Source organism: Mesorhizobium sp. M0563 (assembly GCF_040321065.1).
GTDB lineage: Bacteria > Pseudomonadota > Alphaproteobacteria > Rhizobiales > Rhizobiaceae > Mesorhizobium.
Genome location: NZ_JAMYQV010000022.1, coordinates 79,879 through 104,834 on the forward strand (window position 1 = coordinate 79,879; position 24,956 = coordinate 104,834).

17 protein-coding genes, 1 tRNA gene and 1 pseudogene are annotated in these 24,956 nt (G+C 62.4%); 5 read left to right on the forward strand and 14 right to left on the reverse strand.

Going from position 1 to position 24,956, the window contains the following annotated elements; genetic code table 11:
* Positions 1–246 precede the first annotated feature (246 nt).
* The 5 genes from NKI50_RS24535 to NKI50_RS24555 all read right to left on the reverse strand — a co-directional run bounded on the left by NKI50_RS24535 (position 247) and on the right by NKI50_RS24555 (position 5,542).
* Positions 247–1,044: an ABC transporter ATP-binding protein gene (locus NKI50_RS24535; protein WP_023718003.1), complete on the reverse strand. Its 798-nt coding sequence runs from the start codon at positions 1,042–1,044 to the stop codon at positions 247–249.
* An 11-nt stretch (positions 1,045–1,055) separates the two neighbouring features.
* The gene (gene ntrB, locus NKI50_RS24540; protein WP_352483959.1) at positions 1,056–1,952 is read right to left on the reverse strand and encodes a nitrate ABC transporter permease; all 897 of its coding nucleotides are present in this window, start codon (positions 1,950–1,952) and stop codon (positions 1,056–1,058) included.
* 74 nt (positions 1,953–2,026) lie between these two features.
* The gene (locus NKI50_RS24545; protein ID WP_352717849.1) at positions 2,027–3,343 is read right to left on the reverse strand and encodes a CmpA/NrtA family ABC transporter substrate-binding protein; all 1,317 of its coding nucleotides are present in this window, start codon (positions 3,341–3,343) and stop codon (positions 2,027–2,029) included.
* 358 nt (positions 3,344–3,701) lie between these two features.
* A complete protein-coding gene (locus NKI50_RS24550) occupies positions 3,702–4,940 on the reverse strand; it encodes a CmpA/NrtA family ABC transporter substrate-binding protein (protein WP_352483957.1) in 1,239 nt (412 codons plus the stop codon).
* A gap of 2 nt (positions 4,941–4,942) precedes the next feature.
* Complete coding sequence (locus NKI50_RS24555) at positions 4,943–5,542, reverse strand: ANTAR domain-containing response regulator (protein WP_352548924.1); 600 nt, start codon at positions 5,540–5,542, stop codon at positions 4,943–4,945.
* A gap of 467 nt (positions 5,543–6,009) precedes the next feature.
* Here NKI50_RS24555 and NKI50_RS24560 point away from each other — a divergent pair, with 467 nt between their 5' ends.
* Positions 6,010–6,849, forward strand: coding sequence for a hypothetical protein (locus NKI50_RS24560; protein WP_023718009.1), 840 nt, complete (start codon positions 6,010–6,012; stop codon positions 6,847–6,849).
* Positions 6,850–7,138: 289 nt separating this feature from the next.
* On the opposite strand, the pseudogene NKI50_RS24565 reads toward NKI50_RS24560, so the two are convergent.
* The 6 genes and pseudogenes from NKI50_RS24565 to NKI50_RS24590 all read right to left on the reverse strand — a co-directional run.
* Positions 7,139–7,615 (reverse strand): annotated as a pseudogene (locus tag NKI50_RS24565) (ATP-binding protein); the annotation flags it as partial.
* A 267-nt stretch (positions 7,616–7,882) separates the two neighbouring features.
* A complete protein-coding gene (gene ampH / locus NKI50_RS24570; RefSeq protein ID WP_352483953.1) occupies positions 7,883–9,112 on the reverse strand; it encodes a D-alanyl-D-alanine-carboxypeptidase/endopeptidase AmpH in 1,230 nt (409 codons plus the stop codon).
* 282 nt (positions 9,113–9,394) lie between these two features.
* A complete protein-coding gene (locus NKI50_RS24575; protein ID WP_352483952.1) occupies positions 9,395–10,894 on the reverse strand; it encodes a helicase HerA domain-containing protein in 1,500 nt (499 codons plus the stop codon).
* Between the two features lie 205 nt (positions 10,895–11,099).
* Positions 11,100–11,987: an alpha/beta fold hydrolase gene (locus tag NKI50_RS24580; protein ID WP_352640724.1), complete on the reverse strand. Its 888-nt coding sequence runs from the start codon at positions 11,985–11,987 to the stop codon at positions 11,100–11,102.
* Between the two features lie 78 nt (positions 11,988–12,065).
* Entirely contained in the window at positions 12,066–14,105 is a 2,040-nt protein-coding gene (locus NKI50_RS24585) for a PAS domain-containing hybrid sensor histidine kinase/response regulator (RefSeq protein ID WP_245278536.1), read from the reverse strand.
* Between the two features lie 52 nt (positions 14,106–14,157).
* Positions 14,158–19,863 (reverse strand): HAMP domain-containing protein, encoded by a 5,706-nt coding sequence (locus NKI50_RS24590; protein ID WP_352717856.1) that lies wholly within the window; start codon positions 19,861–19,863, stop codon positions 14,158–14,160.
* Between the two features lie 288 nt (positions 19,864–20,151).
* On the opposite strand from NKI50_RS24590, the gene NKI50_RS24595 reads away from it, so the two are divergent.
* Together NKI50_RS24595 and NKI50_RS24600 are read left to right on the forward strand one after the other, a co-directional pair.
* Entirely contained in the window at positions 20,152–20,457 is a 306-nt protein-coding gene (locus NKI50_RS24595) for a hypothetical protein (protein WP_031193686.1), read from the forward strand.
* A 1,286-nt stretch (positions 20,458–21,743) separates the two neighbouring features.
* A complete protein-coding gene (locus tag NKI50_RS24600; protein ID WP_031193688.1) occupies positions 21,744–21,941 on the forward strand; it encodes a hypothetical protein in 198 nt (65 codons plus the stop codon).
* 131 nt (positions 21,942–22,072) lie between these two features.
* On the opposite strand, the gene NKI50_RS24605 is transcribed toward NKI50_RS24600, so the two are convergent.
* The 3 genes from NKI50_RS24605 to NKI50_RS24615 form a co-directional block, all read right to left on the reverse strand.
* On the reverse strand, positions 22,073–22,276 hold the full coding sequence (locus NKI50_RS24605) for a hypothetical protein (protein ID WP_352548929.1): 204 nt from the start codon (positions 22,274–22,276) through the stop codon (positions 22,073–22,075).
* A gap of 221 nt (positions 22,277–22,497) precedes the next feature.
* Positions 22,498–22,573, reverse strand: a tRNA-Ala gene (locus NKI50_RS24610).
* A 162-nt stretch (positions 22,574–22,735) separates the two neighbouring features.
* The gene (locus NKI50_RS24615) at positions 22,736–23,125 is read right to left on the reverse strand and encodes a TIGR02300 family protein (RefSeq protein WP_023718020.1); all 390 of its coding nucleotides are present in this window, start codon (positions 23,123–23,125) and stop codon (positions 22,736–22,738) included.
* A gap of 194 nt (positions 23,126–23,319) precedes the next feature.
* Here NKI50_RS24615 and aroA point away from each other — a divergent pair, with 194 nt between their 5' ends.
* Together aroA and NKI50_RS24625 are read left to right on the forward strand one after the other, a co-directional pair.
* Positions 23,320–24,678: a 3-phosphoshikimate 1-carboxyvinyltransferase gene (gene aroA / locus NKI50_RS24620; protein WP_352483949.1), complete on the forward strand. Its 1,359-nt coding sequence runs from the start codon at positions 23,320–23,322 to the stop codon at positions 24,676–24,678.
* Positions 24,675–24,872 carry a DUF6881 domain-containing protein gene (locus tag NKI50_RS24625; protein WP_352495730.1) on the forward strand — a complete coding sequence of 66 codons (198 nt, stop codon included), beginning with the start codon at positions 24,675–24,677 and terminating at the stop codon, positions 24,870–24,872. The genes aroA and NKI50_RS24625 overlap by 4 nt, the downstream gene beginning before the upstream one ends.
* Positions 24,873–24,956: the final 84 nt, after the last annotated feature.

Sequence of the window (24,956 nt, forward strand, 5' to 3'; positions counted from 1 at the left end):
GCCGTGTCACTTGGCCCTTGCGGACCTACATGTTGAAAAGCAGGAAGCGTGCCAATTCGACAGCGCTCTGAATTATCGAATGAAACCAATGTGAACCGCAGCCGCGCGACTTTTGACCAAGCTCGGCAGCGGATCAAAGATTAGTCAGAATGCCTTGCACAGCAGCATAATATTTGTGCAATGCGGTAGATTGCCCATTGCCGATGCAGATTGCCAATGATGATGACGAGTTTTCCGGTTATTGCCTTACTCCGCGGCTTCGACGAAGCGGTGGCGTTCGTAGAGGAATTTCAGCACCGCCTCGCGGCAGCGCAGGAAGGTGCGGTCGGAGGAAAGCTCGATGCGCCGACGCGGCCGGGCCAGCGGCACGGGAAGAACCTCGCCGATGGTGGCCGCCGGGCCGTTGGTCATCATGACGATGCGATCGGACAACAGCACCGCCTCGTCGACATCGTGGGTGATCATGACGGTCGTCGAACCGAGCCTCGAATGGATATCCATCACCGCGTCCTGAAGATGGGCGCGCGTCAGCGCGTCGAGCGCGCCGAAGGGCTCGTCGAGCAGCAGGATCTTCGGCTCCATGGCCAGCGCCCGGGCGATGCCGACGCGCTGCTTCATGCCACCCGAAATCTCGGCCGGACGTTTGTCCTTGGCATGCGCCATCTGCACGAGATCGAGATTGCGCATGATCCATTCATGCCGCTGGGCCCGGCTCTTGCTCCGGCCAAAGACCTTCGTGACTGCCAAATTGATGTTCTCGTAGACGGTGAGCCAGGGCAGCAGCGAGTGATTCTGGAACACCACGGCGCGTTCCGGGCCAGGGCTGTCGACTTCCTTGTCCTCGAGCAGCACGGCGCCGGCCGAGACCTTGGTCAGGCCGGCGATCAGGTTGAGCAAGGTCGACTTGCCGCAGCCTGAATGGCCGATGATCGAGACGAATTCACCTTTGTCGATGGTCAGCCGGATGTCCTTCAGCACGTCGCTGACCTGGCTGCCGCGGGCGAAGGATTTGTCGATGTGGTCGAGTTTCAGATAGGCCGTCATCGTCCCTCTCCTCACTTTGCCGTTGTGCCGCGGGTGACGAAGACGCCGACCGCCGCGACCAGGCGGTCGAGGCAGAAGCCGGTGACGCCGATATAGGCGAGCGCGACGATGATGTCGGGCAGCCGCGATGAGTTCCACGCGTCCCAGATGAAGAAGCCGATGCCGACGCCGCCGGTCAGCATTTCGGCGGCGACGATGGCGAGCCAGGACAGACCGATGCCGATGCGCAGGCCGGTGAAAATGTAAGGTGCAGCTGCCGGCACCATGATCTTCACGAAGAATTCGAACTGGTTGAGCCTGAGGATGCGGGAGACGTTGCGGTAGTCCTCAGGGATGTTGCGGACGCCGACCGCGGTGTTGATGATGATGGGCCAGATCGAGGTGATGAAGATGACGAAGATCGCCGACGGGCTGGAATCGCGGAACGCCGCCAGCGACAGCGGCAGCCAGGCGAGCGGCGGCACCGTGCGCAGGATCTGGAACACCGGATCGAGGCCGCGCATCGCCCAGATCGACTGACCGACAAGCGCGCCGAGCGCAACGCCGACGATCGCCGCAAGGCCGAAGCCGACGGCGACGCGCTGCAGCGAGATCAGCACCCGCCAGGCGAGCCCGATATCCTGCGGGCCGTTGTCGAAGAACGGATGGGCGATCAGGTCATAGGCCTCGTTCCACACCTGGCTTGGCGGTGGCAGGCTGGCTGTGGGCGACGAACAGGCGACCTGCCAGACGACGAGCATGATGGTGATGACAATGACCGGCGGCACCAGCGTGCTGGCCAGCTTGCCGGCGATCGCGGCCGGGTCGAAGCGGCGCCGCGCCCTGGCGGTGAAAGCGATGACCTCGGCGGGCTTGGCCGGCGCGGGGAACGGCTTCACCTTGCTGTCCTCGATGGCTTGGATAGACATTTCTCGAAAACTCCTTGGCAGCACATGCACAACGGGCGGCGTTGCCAACGCACTGTCGCGCATCTATGTCGGGCTCAGGCCGACGCCTTGATCTTCAGGCTGTCGAGATAGGCCGACGGATTCTCCGGATCGAAGATCTTGCCGTCGAAGAAGGTTTCGGTGCCGCGCGACGAAGACGCCGGAATATCGGCCGCGGCGACACCAAGATCCTTGGCCGCCTCGCGCCACAGATCCTCACGGTTGACCTGGCCGACCAGTGCTTTGATGTCGGTGGTCGGCGCGAACTTGCCCCAGCGGATGTTCTCGGCGAGGAACCAGCTGTCGTGGCTCTTGAAGGGATAGGACACGCCGCCCTGCCAGAACTTCATGTAGAGATCGGTGCCGTTGGCGACGCGGCCATTGCCGTAGTTGATGTCGCCCTTGAGGCGGCCGATGATGTCGGCGGTCGGCACGTTCATCCACTGCCGCTTGCCGATGATGGCGGCCATCTCGTCCTTGTTTTCTTTTGCCTCGCACCATTGCTGGGCCTCCATGACGGCCATCAGGATCGCCTTGGTGGCGTTCGGATATTTGTCGATGAAGGCGGCGCGCAGGCCGAGCGCCTTTTCCGGATGGCCCTTCCACAGTTCGCCGGTGGTGGCGGCGGTGAAGCCGACGCCCTGATGGACGAGCTGCTCGTTCCATGGCTCGCCGACGCAGAACACGTCCATGTTGCCGACCTTCATGTTGGCGACCATCTGCGGCGGCGGCACGACGATGGTCGAGACATCCTTGTCGGGATCGATGCCGCCGGCAGCCAGCCAGTAGCGCAGCCAGAGGTCGTGCGTTCCGCCCGGGAAGGTCATGGCGGCCTTGACCTCCTTGCCCGCGGCCTTCTTGGCGGCGAAGGCTTCCTTCAGCTTTGAGGCATCGAGGCCGACGCCGGTGGCGGCATATTCCTGGGCGACGGAAATGCCCTGGCAGTCGTAGTTGAGCCGGGCCACGATCGCCATCGGCAGCGGCTGTTTGTTCTGCGTCACCTTGCCGGTGTGCATCAAATAGGGCATCGGCGTCAGGATATGGGCACCGTCAATGCCGTTGGCTTCGCCGCCGAGCACCAGATTGTCGCGCGTTGCGCCCCACGAGGCCTGCTTGAGCACCTCGACATCGGGCATGCCGAATTTCTCGAACAGGCCTTTTTCCTTGGCAATCATCAGCGGTGCCGCATCGGTCAGCGCAATGAAGCCGAGCTTGGCGCCGGTGACTTCCGGCGCGGCGGGTGCCGCATAGGCCCCGGAGGGCAGCAGCGCACGCGCCGCCGCCAGCGTTGCCGCGGTGGCCGCGCTGATCCTCAGGAAATCGCGGCGGCTGATCGCCGGTTGGGCGGAATGGCTATTGGTGCGTTTCGTCATCGTCATCTCCGGTTGGGCGCGGCTTGGGATCGGCGCCGTCGATTGCGTGTTCGACCAAAACAAAAAGCCGCCAGCCAGGCCGCGCGCGTCCGTCATCCGGGATCGCGTGTTGACCTGAGCGGCAGCTTTGCCTGTAGCGCCCGCCATTGGACGCGTATTCCGTGACCCCGAGAAGAGTCTGCCTATTGCATTGCAGGAACCGTGCCAGTTTTCGGAATGGATGGCAAACATCAATGAGATCAATGACATACCACAATCGTCGGCGCGCCGGCCCGCTGGGCGCGCAAGCTAAGGAGTGTTCATTAGCGCAGTTGCACGCACATTTTTTGTGCAGTGCACAAGAATGGCGCGGAAATGATCAGGCTTCGGCGCGCGCCAATTTCTGGCCGGCAATGTAGGCGTCGATCTCGTCGGGATCGAAGATCTGGCCATCGAAGAACCCGTCGGGACCGAGCACCAGGCTTGCCCCCGCCGAACCAACTGGAGTCGCGGCCTTCAGCGCGCCCTCGACCTTGGCATTAGCACCGGGAAGCGCCACGCCAAGCGGCTTCAACGCCGAGCGGTAGAGATCGGGGCGGTAGCAGTCGCGGGCAACAGCGAGGTTTTCCGGCGTGTGCGCGACATGCCCCCAGCGCACCATCTGCGTGTAGAACCACAGCGCATGGCTCTTCCACGGGAAGTTTGCCGCCTTGTCGAAGGGCAGAAAGAAGTCGCCGACGCTCAGTTCGGCGCCGCCGCCGAGCGCAAGATGACCGCTGAGGATTGGCATCTGCAGCGCTGGCGCGAGGCCGAGGAGGGCCGGCTGCGCCATCAGGGCCGTGAGTTCGCCGCGGTTTGCCGGATCCTGGCACCAGCGCGCCGCATGATGCAGCGCGCGCAGCAGGGCCGAAAGCGCGTCCGGCTGTTTTTCCGCCCATGCCTTGCGCACGCCGATGACTTTCTCCGGGCTGGTCTTCCAGATGGCCGCCTTGACCGTGGCGATATGGCCGGTGCCGGCGACGACAGAGGCGCTGTTCCAGGGTTCGCCGACGCAGTAGCCGTCGATCCTGCCGGCGGCGAGCGCGTCCGCCATGAAGGGGGGCGGCACGATGACGATTTCGATCTCATGCGACGGGTCGATGCCGCAGGCGGCGAGCCAGTAGCGCAGTTCGTAATTGTGCCCGGAGTGCGGATGGACGACGGCGAAGCGAAGCGGATCGCCGCCGGCATTCGCCCGTTTGCGGATCAGCGCCCCCAACGCCCTGCCGGCCCGCGCCGGATCGAGGTCGGGTCGGGCGCCGTGCGCGGCCATGCCCGCCCAGACCGCGTTCGAAACCGTGACGCAATTCCCGCCAAGGCCGAGCGAGAACGGCACGACCGTGTCGGAGGCGAGCGGCGTCAGCCCCAGATTGCAGGCGATCGGCATCGGCCCCAGCATATGCGCGAGATCGAAATGGCCGATGGCGATGCGGTCACGGATGTTGGCCCAGGATGTTTCCCGGTTGAGCGTCAGATCGATGCCTTCGCGCAGCGCGAAGCCGATTTCCTTTGCCGCAACGAGGACAGCGCTGTCGAAGAGCGGCATGAAGCCAGCATTGATCCGGTGCTCGGCCGCCATCGTCAACTCTCCTCGGGATCCAGAAGGCCTGCCGCCGTCACCAGGCTCTGGGCGATTTCGCCGATCTTGCGGTTCTGGTTCATGGCGGTCTTGCGCAGCAGCGTATAGGCCGCGTCCTCCGACAAGCCGCGCGACTTCATCAATATGCCCTTGGCGCGATCGATCACCTTGCGGCTTTCCAATTCGCTGCGGGCCTCCTCCAGTTCGCGCGCCATGCGCGAAAACGCGTTAAAGCGGCTGATCGCCATGTCGAGGATCGGCTTGACCCGCTCCTGGCGCAGGCCGTCGACGACATAGGCCGACACCCCGGCTTCCACCGCGGCTTCGATCGAAGCCTGGTCCGAGCGGTCGACGAACATGGCGATCGGCCGCTTCACCACGCGCGAAAGCTGGAACATGTTTTCGAGCATGTCGCGGTTTGGATTTTCGAGATCGATGACGATCACGTCGGGTTCGATCTCGGCGATCCGCCGCGCTATGCCGGTGACGTCATGGATGACCGTGACCTGCTGATGCCCGGCCTCCCGCAGTCCTGCTTCGATTATCGAAGCGCGGATGTGGTTTTCATCGATCACCAGGACAGTGAGGGATTTGCGGATCATGCCGCATTTTGCGCAGGCGAGGCGATTGTGCAATGCGGTATGGCGAGATTCACGGAAACAAAGCCGGCGTCCAGGCGCCGCCTGAGGCATTAGATGCAACGGCCGCAGCGACCAACTTGATGCCGCGGGCGCCGGCACCAGCCTTCACCTTGAGCCGCACCGGCTTTGACCGCCTTCTCTATGCCGTCGGCGACAACGAGGCGGATCGCCAGGGAAGCGAGGCAAGCGAGGCAAGCGAGGGAAGGCAGCGTCACGTCGAGCCAGAGATTAAGAAGAACGGAGCCATCGCGGCATAGGCGTCTGCCTCCGTGGGTATGGACGGATTCACTCATGCGCAATATGGATGGGGAGGCCTGCCGTGGCGTTCACATTTTCGCCGCGTCGCTAAGGCAGGTGACGATCGTTCAATGACGCTACGCAGGGCGGGTTGCCGCCCGCAGAAGTGTCGATATCAGGGGATCTGGTCGATGACCGACAACAAGCCAGACGTTACCAAGGATTGGCAAGCGACGCAGGGCCAGAAGTCCTCCGCCACGCGTCTTCGCCTTTTCGCCGCACTCTCGTGGATCGTCGCCATTGGCGGCGAGATCTACGGGGTTATTCTGCTTCGCCAGAACAAGTTCGACCAGGGACACCTGCCGCTGATCATCGGCCTTCTGGTCGGCATCGCGATTTTCGCAATCGCCGGCAACTTGCTGTGGAAGGCGGCCAACAGGCACGATCCGGCCCGTGCATCCGACGCGGCCAGGTTCTTCTTCCAAAACCAGCTCGGCGCAATCATCACGCTGATTGCCTTCCTTCCGCTGGTTTTCCTGATCCTCACCGACAAAAACATGGATCCGCAAACCAAGAAGGTTGCCGGCGGCCTCGGCGCTGCGCTGGCCGTGCTCGCGACGGTCATGGGGATCAGTTTCAAACCCCCATCGGTCGAACAGTACACCCAGGATATGAACGCATGCGCAGCTCAGATCAAGTCGGGGCAGCCCACCACCGCCTGTTCGCCCGATGTCGCCGCTCAGGCGCAGGCGATCGCGACGGACACCGCCGCGGTGGCGGCGGCGACGCGGGACGCGAGCCACCCCGCCGGTCAGGATGTCGTCTACTGGATCGCGCCCGAAAACGGAGCCGCGAAGTCCACCGAGCCGCATGTTTTCCACCTCTGCGCAGGCGTGAGTCCGCTGAAGGACAAGACCGTGAATAGTGGCTCCGTGACGGAGGCCTACGCACAGAACGCCGTCCGCATCACGAAGCAGATCGATATGGAACAGAAGCAGTGCGGGTTCACCCCCACAACCAGCACCAACTGAACCCGCCTGCGCTCGATCGCGTCCAGCCGTTGGTCTTGTCGAGAGGGATGACGCGTAAGCGCAGGCTCAGTATTGACTCGCCGAAGCAACGCTAAATACCGGGATCGCCCCGGCTGGCCATTATTGTCCAGCTGCAAACTTATCCGCTGCGGGCAATGACTGGGCGTCCTTCCGCACGGCAGCTTCCGGCCTGAGCGCTTCGAATGGAGAATGACGTTAATGCGGCGCAAAGCAGACTTCACCCCGGCCTGATCCAGCGGCGCTTTCTCAGCGCGCCTGCCCCGCCGCTTCACCCCACGGCACGCCCCTGCTCCGCCTCCGCCGCATTCGGATCGCCCGGTGCCGTCGCCCAGGCGAGCTCCACCAGCGTCACCGTCCGCCGCCCGACCCCGTCGAGCTGGCACACGATCAGCCCCTGCTCCTCGATGTAGGTCAGCAGGCGCCGGGCGCGGCGTAGCGAGTGCGAGCCGTAGGCACGGGCGATCGCGGCATCGCTTGGGCAGGGCCAGCCCTCCTTGGCGGCGCGGGCGATCATCATGAACACGCCTTGCATGTCCTCGGGCAGCAGCGAGGCGCGCGCCGAGACGTCCTGCCAGGCGTCGTTGCCTGCCATGTCGGAGCCGAGCCCGGCGCGGGCGCGGGTCAGCATGCGGCGAAACTCCGGCAGGTCCGGCACGACCGCGGCGAGGCCCTCGATGCGGCAGCGGACCACGAACTCCTGATAGAGCACGCCGATGACGCGGAAGCCGGCATCGGGTTGCGCCAAGAGGCGGCTGATGGTGTCGGGACTGCGAGCAGCGCGGCATTCGCGGTCGGCTACGAAAGCGGGATGCCGAAGAGGCGAGAGGCAGAACCTTGGCCGCAGCATGAGCAGGCCGTGAGCAGCGATGAAGCCGGCAAAGGTCATCCTCAGGAGGCTAAGCGGTCGGCCGGAAATAGCCGATGTCGCGCTTGCCTTGCCGGGAAATATACCGTCCGTCAGGTCCCTCCATAGCGCCAATCATCGCGCACGTCCTCCCGATCAGCGCGAAAATCAGCGTGGAGCGATCTCTGCGACGAGATCGTTCGTCGTCTTGACCCCAGCCATGAAGCCGGCGGCATTGAATTCGTTCATGACGAAGAAAGCGCCGACGCCGCGTGTCGGTGCAATCGCAACATAGAGAAACATCCCTTGCAGGCCGCCGCTCTTCTGGAGGATGAGCGGGCGATGCTCGTTAGGGAGCATGATGACCCATCCGAGACCCATGGCGTCCATCGGCCCGCCGTCATCCAGCCCCATCACCGACGCGAGCCCGTCCCGGTACAAAAAAGCCGCGTGGTTCAAAAGGCGCAACTCGGCGTCGGCCGCGGAAGGCTTGTTGTCGACATGCCAGTTCATCCAGCGCAGCAGGTCGTCCGCGGTCGAGTACAATCCACCGGCGCACTCCATGGCTGTGCTCGTCGGCACGATTGGCATGGGGCTGCCGTCGAAGTTATGGCCCTGCATCAGGCGCGGCTCGTCCTCCGGTCTTGGGTTGAAAACCGTGTCTTTCATGCCGAGGGGATCGAGGACACGCTCTCGAAGGACCTCGGCATAAGGCTTTCCAGAGACATTCGCGAGCGCCGCTCCGAGGAGGTCGTATCCGAAGTTCGAATAGAGAACGGCGGCGCCCGGCGCGAACAGCAGCGGATTGTCCTTGAGGGCGGCAATCTGCGCCTCTTTGGTGTTCGTAGAGAAAGGGTCTGAGGGGGGCGCCTCGGCCACTGGCACCTCCCGCGGAAGGCCGGAAGCTTGCGCGACGAGATCGATCAGGCGGAGGGCGCGGCCGTCCTTCTCCGGGAGCGTGACGTCCCAGCCAAAGCGATCCTGCAGCCGGTCGGTGAGTTGTACCTTGCCGTCGATCGCCAGCGAGGAAAGCACACCGCCGCAGAACACTTTGCTCACGGACGCGGTGCGGAACATTGTGTCGCCGTCGGGCACTTTTTCACTCCCGTCGGCAATCTTGCCGAAACCGGCCAAGGCCGTCTCGCCGTTGCGGACGGCGCCGAAGATCAGGCCAGGCACCTTGGTGGAGAGATACAGGATCGTACCGTTGAACTGCACCGCTTCCGTCAGCAGCTTGTCCTCGGCATGTCCATAAGAGGGAAGGGTGACGGCTGCGATTGCCGTCAAAGCGATGGCCATAAGTCGGGCGCGATCGAGACAAACGCATTGCCAAAATCCTTTGATAAAGCTGCAGAATAAAATCTTCGGAAGAAGGGCCGCCGCGTAGTATCTTACCATCTCTCCAGAAGCAGGAGATGTCAACAGAATGAACCGAAGGGGTAATCGGCGGAGGTGGCGTAGGTTCGGCGGCTATTTGCGCTACAGTCCTGCCGTATTTCTCGTCCTTCTTCAGTTGATCGTGGCTGATCTCTTCATTCGCAAACTGACCCGCTGGTAGTTTAGAAGATATGTAAAGCGCCGTCGGCAAGAGGGAGTGCTGTAGCGTCGAACAACTTACAATAGCGGATCTGCGTCGCGCCAATCGTCGTCGTATGATGAAGACCGCGCTCGGCCGCCGCCTCACCCCACCGCACTCCGCTGCTCCGCCTCCACCGTATTCGGATCGCCCGGCGCCGTCGCCCAGGCCAGCTCCACCAGCGTCACCGTCCGCCGTCCGACCCCGTCGAGCTGACAGACGATCAGCCCCTGCTCCTCGATATAGGTCAGCAGGCGGCGGGCGCGGCGTAGGGAGTGCGAGCCGTAGGCGCGGGCGATCGCCGCGTCGCTCGGGCAGGGCCAGCCCTCCTTGGCGGCGCGGGCGATCATCATGAATACGCCCTGCATGTCCTCGGGCAGCAGCGAGGCGCGCGCCGAGACGTCCTGCCAGGCATCGTCACCGGCCATGTCGGAGCCAAGGCCGGCGCGGGCACGGGTCAGCATGCGGCGGAACTCCGGCAGGTCCGGCACGACCGCGGCGAGGCCCTCGATGCGGCAGCGGACGACGAACTCCTGATAGAGCACCCCGATGACACGGAAGCCGGCATCAGGCTGCGCCAGCACGGCGCGCAGCACCCGGTCGACGCGCTCGCGCCGCTCCGCCAACTCCTCGGCGCTGATCGGCGGCTCCACCGGTTCGGGGCGGATTTCCAGCGCCGCCGATTTTGCCGCCATCAGCTGATCGAGCAGGTCCGGCGACGAGCGACGCTGCGGCCGGACGGTTTCCGGCGGCGGCGCGGCCAGGATGATGGCGCGCGCATCCTCCAACGCCGCTTCCGGCAGCGGCATCAGGCGCGGGGTCGCGTTGCGCGGACTTGTATCGGTCGGGCCGATGCGCAAGCCGAGCGGACGGCGCGACAGCGCCGGGCCGAGCGCCATGAACTGTCCGCGCTCGAGGTCGCGGAAAGCCTCGGCCTGGCGCCGCTCCATGCCGAGTAGGTCGGCGGCGCGCGCCATGTCGATGTCGAGAAAAGTCCGGCCCATGAGAAAATTGGAAGCCTCGGCGGCGACGTTCTTGGCGAGCTTGGCCAACCGCTGGGTGGCGATGATCCCGGCCAGCCCGCGTTTGCGGCCACGGCACATCAAATTGGTCATGGCGCCGAGCGAGAGTTTGCGCGCTTCGTCGGAAACCTCGCCGGCCACTGCCGGCGCGAACAGCTGCGCCTCGTCTACCACCACCAGCATCGGATACCAGTGATCGCGGGCGACCTCGAACAGCCCGCCGAGGAAGGCGGCGGCGCGCCGCATCTGGTTCTCGGCGTCGAGCCCCTCGAGATTGAGCACCGTGGAGACGCGGTGGATGCGCGCCCGCTCGCCGGCGCTCTGCAGGCCGCGCTCGGTATGCTCCTCGGCATCGATCACCAGATGGCCGAAACGGTCGCCCAGCGTCACGAAGTCGCCTTCGGGGTCGATGATAGTCTGCTGCACCCAGGGCGCACTCTGCTCCAAGAGCCGGCGCAGCAGATGGGATTTGCCGGAACCCGAATTGCCCTGCACCAAAAGCCGCGTCGCCAGCAGTTCCTCAAGATCCAGCGCCGCCGGGGCGCCTGCGCTCGTCTGGCCCATCTCGATCGCAACGGTCATATCTTCGACTCTCCTTGGGGAGAGGGCTTATCAACCACATCACAGCCCGTCGAGCGCGCCATGGCCGGCGCTCCGTGTTGCGCACAGGCTGGATGCTGCTAGGGTCAAAGATACGAAACGTACCGTTTCGATTCGAGACTGCCGCTAAGGGGTGGATTCCTGTCCTTGGCATCGGCAACCGGATCAAACCGATCGCCCAAAGCCTTCATTGACGCGATGGAGATCGAGCGGCCGAAGCCGGTTTTTTGCGGACATTTGCCCGCTCCTCCAGGTCTCGCCAGAAGCCAAGCACTGTCGCCACGATCGCTTCCGGCGCGTCCTCCTGCATAAGATGCTTCGCGTTCGGCACGACATGGAAGGAAGCACTCGAAATGCGGCGCGCGAGCTCGCGACCGTCATCGATGGGAATCCACTGGTCGTCCTCGCCCCACAGGATGGCAACGGGGCAACGAATCTCGCCGTAGCGCCACTCGACCTCTTGCGAGTATTTGTCATCCATCTGAGCGACCTGGCGCCAGAAAGCTTTTTGACCTTCGGCTCCCAGCCACGGCGCGAGGTAGAGCGCCATCTCTTCCTCGCGCAGCGCATTCGCTACGGCGGCGCCGATATAGGCGCGCAGGATTGCTTCATGAATGTAGTGCGGAAGGCCGGAAAAGACCGCCTCGTGTTTCTTGGCGGCCTGAACAAGTGGTGAGCCTTGCGGGCTGATTGCGACCGGATCGATCAGCACCAGCGACCGATAGTCGAGCCCATTGAGCAAATGACCGCGTAACGCTGTAGAGCCGCCGAAATCATGCGCGACGACATCGGGGGCACGCAGGCCCCAATGATCGTAAAGGGCCGCGAAAAGCTCGTTCTGAATGCCACGAGACACGTCGCTATCGGGTTTATCAGATCGACCATAGCCGAGCATGTCAAAGCAATAGATTCGCCTCTGTTGGCCGAGCAAAGGCGCAATTCTACGCCATGCCGACGATGAGAAAGGCGTGCCATGCAGCAATACCGCGGGTGAGCCCTCGCCCATCGCGCCCCAGGCGATCGAGTTCCCTTGAAAGGTGAAGCGTTCAGGAAGAGGCCAGTCCGCTGTCGCCATCAGTCTCTCCTCCGATCCTAGCGCAGCCAGAGACCTACCCAACGGCAACCCATGGATCAGGTTCCAATGGTCCGCCTTTCACCGGCTGGCCTGCTTGGCCCTCGGCGATCCGGCGCGCGCAGCCGCTGCAAGAATGCTCTCCATCAGGTCCTTTTCGCGCAGCGGTTTGCCGAGCAGCGGCACGTCGGGGGGCCGGTCGGCGATCGCGTCGGCGTCGGCATATCCGGTTATCATCACCGCCGGCCAATCGGACCGCAGATTGCGGGCGAACCGGATGACCTCGAGCCCCGAGACGAGCGGCATGGCAAAATCGGTGACGATGACATCGAAATCGTACGGCGCCCGCTCGATCATCGCCAGCGCTTCCGCACCGCCCCCGGCGCAGGTAACCGCAAAGCCATGTTGGCGAAGCGATTGCGCCGTCAGTTCCCGCAGTACATTGCTGTCGTCAATCAGCAGGACCGACGGATAGTCCTCGCCGGCATTCACGACGGTGTTGTCGGCATCGGACTTGTCGGCGATTTCCACCGGGCGCTCGATTGAACGCGGCAGCCAGAGCTGGACGGATGTTCCACTGCCGACGGTGCTCTCAATGCGGAGCGTGCCGCCCGATTGCTTGACGAAGCCATGCACCGTGCTCAGACCGAGGCCAGTGCCCTTGCCGACCGGTTTTGTGGTGAAGAACGGTTCGACGACCTTGGCGAGAATGTCGGCCGGTATGCCCGACCCCGTATCCTTGACGGTGACCACGACATAGTCGCCCGCCGAAATATCCTCGGCTGCACTGCCTAGCGTTCGATTTTGCGCCTCCACGATTATCGTGCCGCCGGACGGCATGGCATCGCGCGCGTTGAAAACCAGGTTCATCAGCGCCAGCTCCAGCTGGCCGGCATCGACATGCGCCGGCCACACCGTGTCGTCGACAAGCCAATCGAAACGGATCAGGCCGCCCAGAACCGGGGCCACCAACCCGTTCATGGTGCCGCCAAGCGCAGCGAGGCGCACGGCCTGCGGCCTCAGTGTCTGGCGGCGCGAGAACGCAAGCATGCGGTTGACGAGCTCGGCGCCTTGTTTTGCCGACCGGCGCGTCAGTTCCAGAACTTGCCTGGCCTGTCCATCGAACTCGGCGTGGCGCTCGAGCAATCCCAATCCGCTGAGAATTGCGGCAAGCAGATTGTTGAAATCATGCGCCAGGCCGCCGGTAAGCTTGCCAATCGCGTCGAGGCGCTGCGATTGCAGCAGCTGGTTCTCAAGCTCGCGCCGCTCGGTAACGTCCAGCAATGTGCCGAGGATCTCGGGCCTCTGGCCATCGGAACCGTTCGACAGGACGCCCTGGTCGAGGAAAATCCGGTAATTGCCGTCGGCGCATTGCCAGCGGAATTCGCAGGTGTAGGAGCCGATGGCCTTGGCTGCGAGCAGGGCTTGCCTCACTCTCGGCAGATCGTCGGGATGAACCCGGCTTAGGCCGAAGCCTGGATCGGAGGTCAGCCGTTCGGCAGGAAAGCCGGTCAAGCGTTCGACCCCTTCAGTCACAAAGCTGGCGCCGAACGGCGGCTCCGCCGCCCTTGCGTGGAAGCAGACCGGAAGAGAGCTCAAAATGGCATGCTGCCGCTCCTGGGCGCTACGCAGCGCCCGCTCGGCCTCGAGTTTTTCCTGCTGCGCCTGCAGTGCCTGGGCCAGCAGCCGTTGCTCGGCAGCCGCCTTTTGCTGGATTTCGAGCGTCTTCTCATGAAGTTCGACGAACACGGCTACCTTGGAACGCAGCATGGCCGGGTCGAAGGGCTTGAACACGTAATCCACCGCGCCGGCGTCATAGCCGCGCAGCATGTGGGCGTCTTCCTTGTTGATGGCGGTGAGAAAGATTATCGGCGTTCGCCTGGATTGCTCGCGCTGGCGAATCAATCCAGCGGTCTCGTAGCCGTCCAGCCGAGGCATCAGCACATCCAGCAGGATGACTGCGAAATCCTCTTTCAGCAGAGCGCGCAGCGCCTCTTCGCCCGACTGCACGCAGACGACTTCGCCGACAGGGGCCAGAACCTCGCCGATCGCCAGCAGATTGCGCTCGTCGTCATCCACGGCCAGGATGCGCGCCTTTGCCGGCCCTGTCGCCGGGGCCATAACCTCCAGCTTCCTCGCTCCGTTTCTCGACAGTTTCTGCATCGAGCGGCCGTCAGTTCACTGCCATGAGCGTCTTTTCCGGACGATGGACACGGGATCGCGAGCGGCCGATCCAGACACGCAGCAAGGCCAGCAGCAGGTCGAGGTCGACCGGCTTGGCGATATAGTCAGAGGCGCCGGCGTCGAGGCACTTCTGCCGGTCGCCCTTCATTGCCTTGGCGGTAACCGAGATCAACGGGATATGGGCGATTGCCGGCATGCCGCGGATCTGCCGCATCGTCTCGTAGCCGTCCATCTCCGGCATCATGATATCGATCAATGCGGCGTCGATATCCGGGCTCTGCTCCAGAAGCGCAATACCTTCCCTACCGCGCTCCGCGTGCAGCACCTGGATGTCATAGGTCTCAAGAACGCTGGTGAGCGAATAGATGTTGCGGATGTCGTCGTCGACGATGAGGACCTTTGCGCCGGCGAGGTCGAATTTATCCGGCTGTTCGGCTGCCGAACTGTCGTGGCCTCGCCCCGGGAGCGTTGCGGATATCAGGAGAGCCAGCTGCGCGAAATTCTCCGCCCGCGGAACGTCCGCCAATGCCGGATGCAAGGCGAGCGACTGTTGCAGCGCTTCCGGATGCGGCGCGAAGAACAACAGTCGCGACACGGACTGCCCGAACAGGACGGCAATCTCATCCAGCATCTGGGCGTTGTCCTTGGCCGAGCGGCCAAGGCCGAGCACAACGGCATCATAGCCGGCGATGCCGATGTCGTCGGCATTCGCCGCGACGCGGCCGATCGCGGTGACCGAGGTGACGCCGTCGCGGATCGCCTCGATCAACGAGAGACGGCGCTCGGGATCGGTATCGGCAATCAGAACGCGGCGCTGGACGCGGAGCTTTCTGGAGTGAATGTCCTGGAAGACCTTCATCAGTTCGTCCGCCGACACGGGCTTGGTTGAAATGGTGGATGCGCCCTTGCGGGCAAGCACCTCGATATCTTCGGCACCCGAGATGACATGGACGGGAATGTCCTTGGTTTTCGGGTCATGGCGAAGCAGATCGAACAACACCCAGCCGTCGATATCCGATAGTCCGAGATCCAGCGTGATCGCATCGGGAACCAGCTTGCGGGCCAAAGCCAGCGTGCCAGAGCCCGCGGTCGACAGGACGCCCTTCAGCCGGGCCGAACGCGCCAGGCCGAGCAGCAAACCGCCAAAGGTCGGGTCGTCCTCGACGATCAGCACGACCCTATCTTCCGGTGAGATCGTATCGCGGTCATCAAGCAATTCGGAGGATGGCGGGCTCGGCTGCGCCGTCGTCGCGACCACCTCCATCGCCGGCAGCAAGGCCGCTTGCGGGGCCAAGGCCATCCGAGGTCCGTCGAACGGGACGACCAGCGTGAACGTCGAACCCTTGCCCGGCGTGCTCTCGACCCGCAATTCGCCGCCGATCAGCCGGGCGATCTCCCGGCTGATCGAGAGCCCAAGCCCGGTGCCGCCATATTTGCGACTGGTGGTGCCGTCGGCCTGCTGGAAGGCCTCGAAAATCAGCTTCTGCTTGTCCTGCGGAATACCGATGCCCGTATCGGTGACCGCGATAGCGAGCGCTTCCATCGGTTGCACCAAGCCGTTGTGACGGCCAGTCTTTTCGGCCCGGAAATTCAAGCTGACTTCGCCCTCGGAGGTGAACTTGAACGCGTTCGACAAGAGATTGAGCACAATCTGCTGCAAGCGCTTCTCGTCGGTGCGGACGGTCTCCGGAAGCTCGGGATCGACGTTGATGGCGAAGCCAAGCCCCTTGTCGGTCGCCAGCTGCCGGAAGGTTCGCTCCATATGCTGGCGAAGATGCACCACCGGCATGTCGTTGATATCGATCGAGACGGTACCCGATTCGATCTTCGACAGATCGAGGATATCGTTGATGAGGCTCAAAAGGTCGGTGCCGGCCGAGTTGATGGTGCGCGCGAACTCGACCTGCTTGTCGTTGAGATTGCCTTGCTGGTTGGTTGCGAGCAGGTTTGAAAGGATGAGCAGCGAGTTCAGCGGCGTACGCAGTTCGTGGCTCATATTGGCGAGGAATTCCGACTTGTATTTCGAGGTAAGCGCCAGCTGCTCGGCCTTCTCCTCCAGCGCACGGCGCGCCATCTCGATTTCGAGGTTCTTGTTCTCCACCTGCTTCTTTTCGTTCTCGAGCAGCTGCGCCTTTTCCTGCAGCTCCTCGTTGGTGGCGTGCAGCTCTTCCTGCTTTTTGGTCAGCTCGGTCTGACGCGCCTGCAGCTCCGAGGTCAGCAGCTGCGACTGCTTGAGCAGGCCTTCGGTGCGCATGGTGGCGGCGATGGTGTTGAGAACGATGCCGACGGATTCCATCAGCTGGTTGAGGAATGACTGGTGCGTGTCGCGGAATTCGCTGAACGAGGCGAGTTCGATGACGGCCTTCACCTCGTCCTCGAACAGAGCCGGAAGAATGATCACGTTGGCCGGCGCGGCATTGCCAAGGCCCGACGTGACGCGCAGGAAATTCGGCGGCACATTGTCCAGCATGATGGCGCGCTTGTCGGCGGCACTTTGCCCGACAAGGCCTTCGCGCAGATCGAGGCGTTGCTTGATCTCCGCCTTGCTTTCGGCGCCATAGGAGGCGGCGAGTTCCAGATAGAATTCATCCTCGTCGCGGTTGGTCACGTAGAACACGCCATATTGCGCATTCACCAGCGGCGCGAGTTCGGACATGATGAGACGCGAGACCGTGGCCAGGTCGCGCTCGCCCTGCAGCATGCGCGAGAACCGGGCGAGATTGGTCTTCAGCCAGTCCTGCTCGGCATTCTTCAGCGTCTGGTCCTTCAGATTGCGGATCATCTCGTTGATGTTGTCCTTCAGCGCCGCGACCTCGCCGGAGGCCTGGACGCTGATCGAGCGGGTCAAATCGCCCTTGGTCACCGCCGTCGACACCTCGGCAATCGCGCGCACCTGCGTGGTCAGATTGGCGGCGAGCTGATTGACGTTGTCGGTCAGGTCGCGCCAAAGGCCGGCAGCGCCGGGCACACGGGCTTGGCCGCCGAGCTTGCCTTCGATGCCCACTTCGCGGGCGACGTTGGTGACCTGGTCGGCGAAGGTCGCAAGCGTCTCGATCATGCCGTTGATGGTGTCGGCGAGCGAGGCGATCTCGCCCTTGGCATCGACCGTCAGCTTGCGCTTGAGATTGCCTTGCGCGACCGCGGTCACGACATCGGCGATGCCGCGCACCTGGTTGGTCAGGTTCGTCGCCATCAGATTGACGTTGTCGGTCAGGTCCTTCCAGGTGCCGGCGACGCCCTCCACCCGTGCCTGGCCGCCAAGTTTGCCCTCGGTGCCGACCTCGCGGGCGACACGCGTCACTTCGCCGGCAAAGGAGTTCAACTGGTCGACCATGGTGTTGATGGTCGATTTCAGCTCCAGGATCTCGCCCTTGACGTCGACGGTGATCTTCTTCGACAGGTCGCCGCGCGCCACTGCGGTGGTGACCTCGGCGATGTTGCGAACCTGGCCGGTCAGGTTCTCGGCCATCGAATTCACATTGTCGGTCAGATCTTTCCAGGTGCCGGCAACGCCGCGCACCTGCGCCTGGCCGCCGAGCTTGCCCTCGGTGCCGACCTCGCGCGCCACGCGCGTCACTTCCGAGGCAAAGGAATTCAGCTGGTCGACCATCGTATTGATGGTGTCCTTCAGCTCGAGGATCTCGCCGCGCACGTCGACCGTGATCTTCTTCGACAGATCGCCAAGCGCCACCGCAGTCGTCACCTCGGCGATGTTGCGCACCTGCCCGGTCAGGTTGGCGGCCATCGCATTGACGTTGTCGGTCAGGTCCTTCCAGGTGCCGGCAACGCCGCGCACCTGCGCCTGGCCGCCGAGCTTGCCGTCGGAACCGACTTCGCGCGCCACGCGCGTCACCTCGGAGGCGAAGGAATTCAGCTGGTCGACCATCGTGTTGATGACGTCCTTGATCTGCAGGATCTCGCCCAGTGCATCGACCGTGATCTTCTGGGTGAGGTCGCCGGTCGCAATTGCCGTCGCCACCTTGGACACGTCGCGCAACTGCACGGTCAGATTGCCGGCCATGGCATTGACGTTGTCGGTCAAATCTTTCCAGGTGCCGCCGACACCCTCGACATGCGCCTGGCCGCCGAGCTTGCCTTCCGATCCCACTTCGCGCGCCACACGCGTCACTTCGGAGGCGAAGGAGTTCAGCTGGTCGACCATCGTGTTGACGGTGTCCTTGAGCTCCAGGATTTCGCCCTTGACGTCGACGGTGATCTTCTTCGACAGGTCGCCGCGGGCCACGGCGGTCGTCACCTCGGCAATGTTGCGCACCTGGCCGGTCAGGTTGGCGGCCATCAGGTTGACGTTGTCGGTCAGATCCTTCCAGGTGCCGCCGACGCCCTTCACCTCGGCCTGGCCGCCGAGCTTGCCTTCGGTGCCGACCTCGCGCGCCACACGCGTCACTTCCGAGGCGAAGGAGTTCAATTGGTCGACCATCGTGTTGATGGTGTCCTTGAGCTCGAGGATTTCGCCTTGCACGGCGACGGTGATCTTCTTCGACAAGTCGCCCGAAGCAACCGCGGTCGTCACCTCGGCGATGTTGCGGACCTGGCCGGTCAGGTTCTCGGCCATCGAATTGACGTTGTCGGTCAAGTCCTTCCAGGTGCCGGCAACGCCGCGCACCTGCGCCTGGCCGCCGAGCTTGCCCTCGGTGCCGACTTCGCGGGCGACGCGCGTCACTTCGCCGGCAAATGAGTTCAGCTGGTCGACCATGGTGTTGATGGTTGATTTCAGCTCGAGGATCTCGCCCTTGACGTCGACCGTGATCTTCTTCGACAGGTCGCCAAGCGCCACAGCAGTGGTCACCTCGGCGATATTGCGCACCTGGCCGGTCAGGTTCTCTGCCATCAGGTTGACGTTGTCGGTCAGGTCCTTCCAGGTGCCGCCGACACCTTCGACGCGCGCCTGGCCGCCGAGCTTGCCTTCTGTACCGACCTCGCGCGCAACGCGCGTCACTTCCGAGGCGAAGGAATTGAGCTGGTCGACCATCGTGTTGATGGTGTTCTTGAGCTCGAGGATTTCGCCCTTCACATCGACGGTGATCTTCTTCGACAGGTCGCCGGAAGCGACGGCGGTCGTCACCTCGGCGATGTTGCGCACCTGCCCGGTCAGGTTCGTCGCCATGGCGTTGACGTTGTCGGTCAGGTCCTTCCAGGTCCCGGCCACACCTTTCACGCGGGCCTGGCCGCCGAGCTTGCCTTCGGTGCCGACCTCGCGCGCCACGCGCGTCACCTCCGAGGCGAAGGAGGCCAGTTGCCCGACCATGGTGTTGACGATCTTGCCGATGCGCAGGAATTCGCCGCGCAACTGCCGGCCGTCGATTTCGACCATCATCGTCTGCGACAGGTCGCCTTTGGCGACCGCGCCGATGACGCGCGCCACTTCGGCCGTCGGCTGAACCATGTCCTCGATCAGATCGTTGACGGAACGGACGCTCGATTCCCAACTGCCGGTAGCGTTGCGGACACGGCCGCGTTCGCCGATCCGGCCATCCTTGCCGACGACCTTGCTGAGGCGTTCGAACTCGCGCGTGACCTGATCGTTGAGTTCTACGATTTCGTTGAAGGTGTCGGCGATCTCGGAATCGAGGCCGGTGTAGACATTATCGATGCGAACGGAGAAATCACCGCTCCGAAAAGCCTTCAGCGCGTTCAGTATTTGACGGTGGTCCAATTGCCTTGTGGATGCAAGCACGCTCACAGCGCCCCTCCCAGCTCACGGATTTCTTGAATGTCCTGGTGAAACTGTCCCCTGCGGCCGACACAACTCCCCGCAAGCGCAATAACGCGGCATGCTCGATTTGGTTCCAGACGAAATTGCCGCTATGCGGCAGGAATTTCGCAGCCGCATTCACGAAACGACGAGCAACAAAGATCCATAATGGTTGTATCGATCACTATTTATGCCAAACGGAACATCTCGAAAAAACTCTCGTTGGGTATAGATCGCGATAGAGCGATGCAACTCGATGGAGACACTAAGATGATGAAAATTCTCTCTGCATTCCTACTTGCTATCGGCCTGGCCACATCTGCCATGGCACAATCGATGGGCTCCGGGACCGGTAGCGCCGATGGCAATACCGGCGTCAACACAGGCACTTCCGGCGGCAACATCGGGACCGGCAGCGCAACTACCCCGAACACCATCGATCCGAACGCAACGAACGCCACCACGCCGCAGACAAACGGTATGGAGGACCGCTGCAAGGATACGGCGGGCAGCGATACCGACAACAATACCCCCAGCGGCGCCATGACGTCGGATATGCAGAACTGCAACAAGTAACGGAGTTTTGCTCAGCGGTCATTTCAGCCCGCTGCCTGGTTCAGACCCGGCGCTCGCGGTTCAAACCACAGCCAGAAAAATGCACTGACCGGGCACGGGCTCACTACTTTTGGACCGGCGAGCCCAAGCCGGGCGGCCGACTACACTAGTCTCAGCTAGGTTCCGCGATAGGCGGCGGGCAGCCCGGGAGCGCAAAGAGTGGGGGAGTCATTTCCAAGCCAGTTATATGCGACGATGGCTTAGTCCAATTTAATGGACGATTTCGGTTAAGCGCTGCAACTGATAAAACAGTTAGGAAACAGTTGGCACTCTCGCTGAAAACAGCGGCGGAACAGTGTCCGATGCGCACTGAAAACAGTGAAGGAACAGCGACCCGGGCAAGGGAATTTCATGCCTGAAAACAGACCGGAAACAGACGGGACGCGACCCTGGATTCTGGCGCACTATATCCAGACTCCAATAGCGCGCGACGAATGGGATTCGCGACCAGTACGCGCGCCAGGGGGAGTTAGCTCAAAGAACCTGTATTAGGTGGCAGTTAGATAGTGTCTCAGTTTGAAATTTTGCCGCTCGCCGCTCGCCTGTCGCACCGCGCACGGCGCACGACCAGCCGAACCAAAGAAGAGGCGCGCTCCCTTGTTTCGCGCCGTATCCCCATCTAGCCTGCACTACTTTCAGTTGTGGGGATCGGGTATGAAACAGAATCAGGTTGGCACTCGGCGATCATTCGCAGGCAACGCATTGGCCATCGGGCTTTTGATGTCGAGCATATCTCTGGCAGGGTGCACTACAGTTTCGACTAGCGGCGCGGATGGATGGCTTACGAAGCGAACTGCTTACGGGGTTTCCGACGCAATGGCTAAGAAGGGCATGATGCCCGTAGCCGTCGACTGCCGGTTCGATAGAACAGATCCGGACAATGCGGCCTTTGGATCCAAGGTTACGTGGAAACCTGCCCCACCAAACTTCCTCTGGCAGTGGCATGTCGGCTATCCCGATTACGTTGCGACGAAGGAAGCTAGATCACGCGCAATGGGCCTCCATCGCGTGTTTTCGAAAAGGGTTCGTGATCAGGCAACGGGTCAAGTGGTTCAGTGTTCGATCTGGACGAATTGAAGCCGCTCGGCCTCGGCCCAAAAGGGAATCGATTCCGGCTTGGGGGTGACTACCGATAAACGCGATTATCGCTGGCGTCCGTCACAGCTGAAGAGGGAACCGATGGCAGAAGCTCAGCACATCACGAAGATCGTCGACGGCGTGGCAGCCTACGGCTCGGAGAAAGCGAAATGAGCCACCAAGCTGCAATAATGCGAGCACTTCTCGTTGGCATCCCTTTCCTGATTCTTATGGCGTTTCTGCTTTGGATGGCAAACCGCTCAAGGATCGTCATGGCAAACGCCGCGAAAGAGATCGCCAAAGAAATTCGGGAAAATACGGCAGCGGTGAAGGCTCTTAGCGAGCGTATCGACAAAATGAAGCGTTAGTCCAAAAGACCGATTTTCATGTGGCGATACCGGGCGCCGTCGAGCCACCGCATCCAATTGGCCGGTATAATTAGCGGTATCCCGGTCGACCGCTGCAGCTGAAAACAGTTGGGGAACAGTAGCTTCGGACCTCAGTCTTGGCTCGGCTTACCAGACATGCGGTTGTCGATATCAGTCAACTTGGTCAAGATGCCTTCTTGCGCCTGCACCATCGCTTGCTGAACGTGGATGAGTTTGAACGTGAGCCAGATAGAAACCCAAAGGCTTGCTGCGAGATAAATCAGCATCGGCATCCAGGAGATGAAGATCCCGAGCAGCGAGTTTTCCGATTCCATATTGCCCCCACATACGATGTTGCCGCGATATCCTTGCCGCCGGGCGTGCATGAACGCAAGCTACTGGCGCCAAGATCGATATCTTGTCCACCGCTGTCAGGCATTGCTGCTTCGGACCTGAAAAATGTTTTGTGCGGTGCGCTGGCGGTGCCCCGGACCTTTCCAAGGCAAGGGCCCCTGAGGGGGTGGAAACTGATTTTCTGAAAACGTGAAAGAACTTTTGGTGGAGCCAATCGGAATCGAACCGACGACCTCTTGAATGCCATTCAAGCGCTCTCCCAACTGAGCTATGGCCCCACTCCGGCAGTTCGCCGGCGCCGTTTCCGGCGAAGAGATCCGGCGCGGGTTGAGACCGCGTCGTTAGTGCAGGCGGCTTCTAACCCCGCCTTCAGTCAATATCAAGCCTTCAAGAACCGCTTTTTCTAGGCAGCGCCGCGAAAGCCGGCGAATGCGGTTCGCTCAGACTTCGTCGTCGTCTTCGCCGACGCCGATCATGTCGGCAACGTCGTCGTCTTCTTCCTCCTCGTCGGCAAGGAACGCGTCATCCTCGTCATCGCCAAGGTCAACGTCGTCCTCGTCATCGCCGAGATCGGGAAGCTCGTCGGCCTTCGCGTCCTCGTCCGCCTCTTCGAGAGAGACGACCTCGACGCCCTCTTCCTCCTCGGCGTCCACTTCCTTCTCGGCAACTTCCTCTTCCTCCTCGAGGGCGGCTATCTTGCCTTCCTCGAAATAGGAGCGCGGATAGCTCTTGCCCGTGTAAGGCGAGACGATCGGGTCCTTGTTCAAGTCATAGAATTTTCGACCCGTCTCCGGGTCGATGCGTTTGGTGCCAAGTTCGGGTTTTGCCACAGCAAGCCTCGTCGATGAAAGTTTGGTCCCCTTAACCAGAGTTTACGGCGCTGTCAAAGCGAAAAGCCGGCGTCCCAAAAAGCTTGAATTCGAAGGCCTTCGTACCAAGGGGATGACCATCTCGATCCGCCATGATAGGAGACCGCGCAAACCACAAGAAAATGGCCGGCCGCCGGCGTTTCCAGGAAAGAACCATGTCGCACACTGCCGCCCCGAAGCAGGCCACCGCCCGAAAATCATCTGGTCTTTCCGGCGCGGCACGGGTGCCGGGCGACAAGTCGATCTCGCACCGTTCCTTCATGTTTGGCGGGCTGGCCTCCGGCGAAACCCGCATCACCGGACTACTGGAAGGCGAGGACGTGATGCGTACGGGCGCTGCCATGAAGGCGATGGGCGCTCATATCGAGAAGCATGGCACTGAGTGGGTGATCCGCGGAACCGGCAATGGCGCGCTGCTGCAACCGGAGTGCCCGCTCGATTTCGGCAATGCCGGCACGGGCTCCCGCCTCACCATGGGCCTGGTCGGCACCTATGACATGGAAACCACCTTCATCGGCGACGCCTCGCTGTCCGGCCGGCCGATGGGCCGCGTGCTCGAACCGCTTCGCCAGATGGGCGTGCAGGTGCTGAAGGCGACACCCGGCGACCGCATGCCGATCACGCTGCGCGGGCCCAAGCACGCCGCGCCGATCACCTACCGCGTGCCGATGGCCTCGGCGCAGGTCAAGTCGGCGGTGCTGCTGGCCGGGCTGAACACGCCGGGCATCACCACGGTCATCGAGCCGGTGATGACGCGCGACCACACCGAAAAGATGCTCAAGGGATTCGGCGCCAATCTGTCGGTCGAGACCGACGAGCGCGGCGTGCGCCACATTTTCATCGAAGGCCAGGGCAAGCTCACCGGCCAGACCATCGCGGTGCCTGGCGACCCCTCCTCGGCCGGCTTTCCTCTGGTGGCCGCGCTGATCGTGCCGGGCTCGGACATCACCATCGAAAACGTGCTGATGAACCCGACGCGCACGGGCCTTCTTTTGACGCTGCAGGAAATGGGCGCCTGGATCGACATAATCGATCCGCGCAACGAAGGCGGCGAGGACGTCGCCGACCTGCGCGTACGCTATTCCGAACTGAAAGGCGTCACCGTGCCGCCCGAACGGGCGCCGACTATGATCGACGAGTATCCGGTGCTTGCCGTGGCGGCGAGCTTTGCCGAGGGCGAAACGCTCATGCTCGGGCTTGAAGAGCTGCGGGTGAAGGAATCCGACCGGCTGTCGGCGGTCGCCAACGGGCTGAAGCTCAACGGCGTCGATTGCAGCGAGGGCGAGGCCACGCTGGCCGTGCGCGGAAAACCTGGCGGCAAGGGCCTCGGCCAACACCCCAACGGACAGGGCACCATCGTCCAGACCCATCTCGACCACCGCATAGCCATGAGTTTTCTGGTTATGGGGCTGGCGACGGAAAAACCCGTGACCATCGATGATCAAGCGATGATCGCGACAAGTTTTCCGGAATTCATGGGCCTGATGAAGGGGCTCGGTGCGGCGATCGAGTGAGATACTTTTACGTTCATTGGAAACATAGCATACCGGAGGAGCCGTCCCATCTCTGGTATGAAGTTGCCGACGACAATTTCCAGAACCGGACTATAGAGTTCTATGCCGATGGCTCCGTGGGTTTTGCCATTCGCGGCGCTGCCCTCGACGGGTCGGAGGATATTGAGATCGGGGGCACCAGAAATTCCGTATAAGGCTTTCCCGATCTCACAGAAATCAACTCCGACAATCAGTTCGAGGCCTCGGAGGTCAACGCGGTTGACTTCGAGCGCCGATGG